We start from the raw sequence: 4,144 nt of genomic DNA on the forward strand, positions 1-4,144 counted from the left end.
GACTGATCAGGGCCTACAAGACTTCCACCGCAGACGCGCTGACCCAGGCCACCGTCGTGGAGAAGATCGCAAGCAGGCAGTTCCGTATAAGTTTCGACTACTTCGTCATGAACGACGTGATGAAGATCATCAAGGATCTCGGCCTCCCCATCCTCTCGCAGGATTTCGGGATGTCGTGCGTTGCTGACCTCAGGGTCAGGCTCACGCTGGTAGATGACTTCCTCAAGCGCGCAGGCGACGTCGAAGGAGCCCAGGTAGAAGAAATATGAAAAAGATAAACCCTCCCCAGGTGTTTAACAAGATTAGAACAAAATGAAGAAAGTACACATTTTCAACGCTGGCCCATGCATCCTTCCGGAGCAGGCCATCGAGAACGCCATCGAAGCATTGAAGGATTTCAAGGGCACAGGCATGTCAGTAATCGAGATCTCACACAGGACCAAGGAGTGGGAGGCTGTAATGAACGAGTGCCGCGCACTCTGGAAAGAGCTCCTCAACATTCCTGACACTCACGAAGTGATCTTCTTCGGCGGTGGAGCAAGCACCGGATTCCTCTATGTCCCTTACAACCTTCTCGAGAAGAAGGCTGCATACCTCGAGACAGGCGTGTGGGCAAAGAAGGCTGCCAAGGAAGCAAAGGGCCTCGGCTCTACTTTCGGCGCAGAGGTAGTCACCGTAGCGTCTTCAGCCGACACTACCTACAACTATATTCCGAAGTCATACGAGATTCCTGCTGATGCGGACTACTTCCACATCACAACCAACAATACCATCTACGGTACCGAGATCAAGGAAGACATCGACTGTCCTATTCCTCTCGTAGCCGACATGTCGTCAGACATCATGAGCCGTCCTGTAGACGTAAGCAAGTATGCAGTGATCTACGGTGGTGCGCAGAAGAACGTGGGCCCTGCCGGCGTAACCTTCGCGATCGTCCGCAAGGACATCCTCGGAAAGGTGAGCCATTACATCCCTACCATGCTCAACTACCAGACCCACATCGATGGAGAGTCAATGTTCAACACTCCTCCTGTATTCCCAATCCTCGTGATGAACGAGACCCTCAAGTGGCTCAAGGGAATCGGCGGCGTAGAGGCGATGAACAAGATCAACGTCGAGAAGGCCGAGCTCCTCTACAACGAGATCGACCGCAACTCTCTCTTCGTAGGCACCGCTGCCAAGGAGGACCGCTCAATCATGAACGTATGCTTCGTCATGGCTCCAGGCAAGGAGGCTCTCCAGGATGAGTTCCTCGCTTTCGCCAAGTCAAAGAAGATGGCAGGCCTCAAGGGTCACCGCAGTGTCGGTGGTTTCCGCGCTTCAATCTACAACGCTTGCCCTATCGAGAGCGTGAAGGCACTCGTGGAGGCAATGCAGGAATTCGAACAGCTCCACAAATAAGACAAGATGAAGATTCTTTTGGCAACCCAGAAGCCATTCGCTGCAGCAGCGGTGGCTGGTATCAGGAAGATCGCCGAGGAAGCAGGCCATGAGCTCGTGCTCCTCGAGAAATATGCAGAGCAGTCAGACTTCGTAGCGGCCGTCGCTGACGTGGACGCCATCATCGTCCGCTCGGACAAGGTCACCGCCGAGGTCGTGGAGGCTGCGAAGAACCTCAAGATCGTCGTTCGCGCAGGTGCCGGCTTCGATAACCTCGACCTCGCCGCTTGCACCGCACACAACGTGGTTGCGATGAACACTCCCGGCCAGAATTCGAACGCTGTCGCAGAGCTCGCTCTCGCGATGATGATCTTCATGGCACGTACCCAGTTCACCCCTGCAACCGGAACTGAAATCGAGGGCAAGACCATCGGTATCCAGGCATTCGGCAACGTCGGCAGGCTCGTCGGCAAGAAGGCCGCAGCGCTCGGAATGAAGGTGAAGGCCATCGATCCATTCCTCACCGCAGAGCAGATCATCGCCGGTGGCGCTGAGCCTGCATCAAGCCTCGAGGAGCTCTACGGAAGCTGCGACTATGTAAGCATCCATATCCCTGCGACCCCTCAGACCATCAAGAGCATCAACTACGATCTCATCACCAAGATGCCTAAGGGCGCTACCCTCGTGAACACCGCACGCAAGGAAGTCATCGACGAGGAAGGTCTCGAGAAGGCTCTCGAGGCTCGTCCTGACCTCAAGTACATCACCGACGTCGCTCCTGACAACCTCGCGGCTCTCCAGGAGAAGTTCGGTCTCCGCGTATTCGCAACCCCTAAGAAGATGGGAGCACAGACCTCGGAGGCCAACGTGAATGCAGGCCTCGCTGCCGCAAGCCAGATCTGCAACTACTTCGCAACCGGTTGCACAAAATTCCAGCTGAACAAATAACATACTACCCACACTTATATAACATTAGACTATGGTAAGAGTAAAACCTTTCGCAGCAATCCGCCCTCCTAAGGCACTCGTGGAGGAAGTTGCAGCAAGACCTTATGACGTCCTCAACTCAGAGGAGGCGAAAAAGGAAGCCAGCGAGAAGTCGCTGCTCCACATCACCAAGCCTGAGATTGACTTCGACCCAATCGCCGACGAGCACAGCCAGCCTGTATACGACAAGGCTGTCGAGAACTTCAAGGCATGGCAGGAGAAGGGATGGCTCGTAAGGGATGCGAAGCCTTGCTACTACGTATATGCACAGACGATGGAGAAGCGCACCCAGTACGGTTTCGTGCTCTGCGCCCACACCGATGACTATGCTACCGGCAAGATCAAGAAGCATGAGCTCACCCGCAAGGACAAGGAAGACGACCGCATGATCCATGTACGCATCCAGAACGCGAACATCGAGCCTGTGTTCTTCTCATTCCCTGACAACGATGAGCTCGCACAGATCATCAAGAACACGATCGCAGGTGCTCCTGAATACGATTTCGTTGCAGAGGACGGCTTCGGCCACCACTTCTGGGTGATCGACGACGACGCTGTCATCGCACGCATCAGCGAGATCTTCGAGAACGACATCCCTGCCTTCTACGTGGCAGACGGCCATCACCGCACTGCGGCTGCCGCACGTGTAGGTGCAGAGAAGAAGGAGAATAACCCTGCACATACCGGCGATGAGGAGTACAACTTCTTCATGGCAGTATGCTTCCCTGAGAGCCAGCTCAAGATCATCGACTACAACCGCGTGGTCAAGGATCTCAACGGCCTCAGCGAGGAAGAGGTGCTCAAGGCTCTCGAGGAGGATTTCGAGGTCAAGCTCGAGTCTAAGCCTCGTTGCGGAAGGCCTGCAAAGCCTTACCGTCCTGACCATCTCCACCAGTTCTCGATGTACCTCGGCAACAAGTGGTACAGCCTCGAGACCAAGCCAGGCCGCTTCAACGACGAGGATCCTATCGGAGTACTCGACGTGACCATCCTCTCTAATCTCGTACTCGACAAGATTCTCGGAATCAAGGATCTCCGTACGGACAAGAGGATAGACTTCGTCGGCGGTATCCGTGGTCTCGGCGAGCTCGCACGCCGCGTGGACAGCGGTGAGATGAAGGTTGCCTTCGCTCTCTACCCAGTATCGATGAAGCAGCTCGTCAACATCGCTGACAGCGGCAACATCATGCCTCCTAAGACCACCTGGTTCGAGCCTAAGCTCCGCTCAGGACTCGCTATCCATAGTCTCGACTAGCCAATAGCCAACACAACAACAAATGCCCACGGCCAAAAACCGTGGGCATTTGTTTTAGATGCATCAACGATGATAGATTTTATTTGCTCCATTAAGCCAAGATCGAGCGCTCCCTAGATTGAACACCAGTGCATCCAATCACAACAACGCACATAGATATGACTCCCTCTGATGTCCATGTTTCTCTCTGAGGATCCCGGGGAACAGACCCTCCTGATTATGTTCACTCTGACTTATAGCCGTTATGGAAAGGATTGCGATAAAAGAACATCCACAACTTGCGGTCAGCATCTATTTCAACGTCGTAGCCATCAGAGAAATTACGCAAAGCAGATCTCAATTGATATGGATTATAGGACATTGACTCCAAACTAAAATCACAACACTCGCGCGTACTTCTCATCTCTATTGACAGACAAGGATAATCACGTAACGAGGATTCGGTATGTTTCATGGATAAACTAACACGCCTTATCTCTCTCCAGTCGACATCAATGTTATAGTAGCTCCTGATCTTTATTC

Annotated in this window: 3 protein-coding genes and 1 pseudogene; all 4 read left to right on the forward strand. The window is 53.5% G+C overall.

The window, feature by feature from the left end; genetic code table 11:
• A pseudogene (locus tag AC06ND_RS01085) lies at window positions 1-269 on the forward strand (YigZ family protein); the annotation flags it as partial.
• Between the two features lie 43 nt (window positions 270-312).
• Window positions 313-1,401 carry a 3-phosphoserine/phosphohydroxythreonine transaminase gene (gene serC / locus AC06ND_RS01090; RefSeq protein WP_475677151.1) on the forward strand — a complete coding sequence of 363 codons (1,089 nt, stop codon included), beginning with the start codon at window positions 313-315 and terminating at the stop codon, window positions 1,399-1,401.
• 6 nt (window positions 1,402-1,407) lie between these two features.
• A complete protein-coding gene (locus AC06ND_RS01095; protein WP_475677152.1) occupies window positions 1,408-2,328 on the forward strand; it encodes an NAD(P)-dependent oxidoreductase in 921 nt (306 codons plus the stop codon).
• 31 nt (window positions 2,329-2,359) lie between these two features.
• Window positions 2,360-3,622, forward strand: coding sequence for a DUF1015 domain-containing protein (locus tag AC06ND_RS01100; protein WP_475677153.1), 1,263 nt, complete (start codon window positions 2,360-2,362; stop codon window positions 3,620-3,622).
• The last annotated feature ends 522 nt before the right edge of the window (window positions 3,623-4,144 follow it).

The sequence above is a fragment of the Candidatus Cryptobacteroides sp. genome (genome assembly GCF_056207615.1).

Bases quoted from the DNA above. Each gene is read 5' to 3' on its own strand.
- AC06ND_RS01095 (WP_475677152.1), top strand. From the start codon at position 1,408: ATGAAGATTCTTTTGGCAACCCAGAAGCCATTCGCTGCAGCAGCGGTG.
- serC (WP_475677151.1), top strand. From the start codon at position 313: ATGAAGAAAGTACACATTTTCAACGCTGGCCCATGCATCCTTCCGGAG.
- AC06ND_RS01100 (WP_475677153.1), top strand. From the start codon at position 2,360: ATGGTAAGAGTAAAACCTTTCGCAGCAATCCGCCCTCCTAAGGCACTC.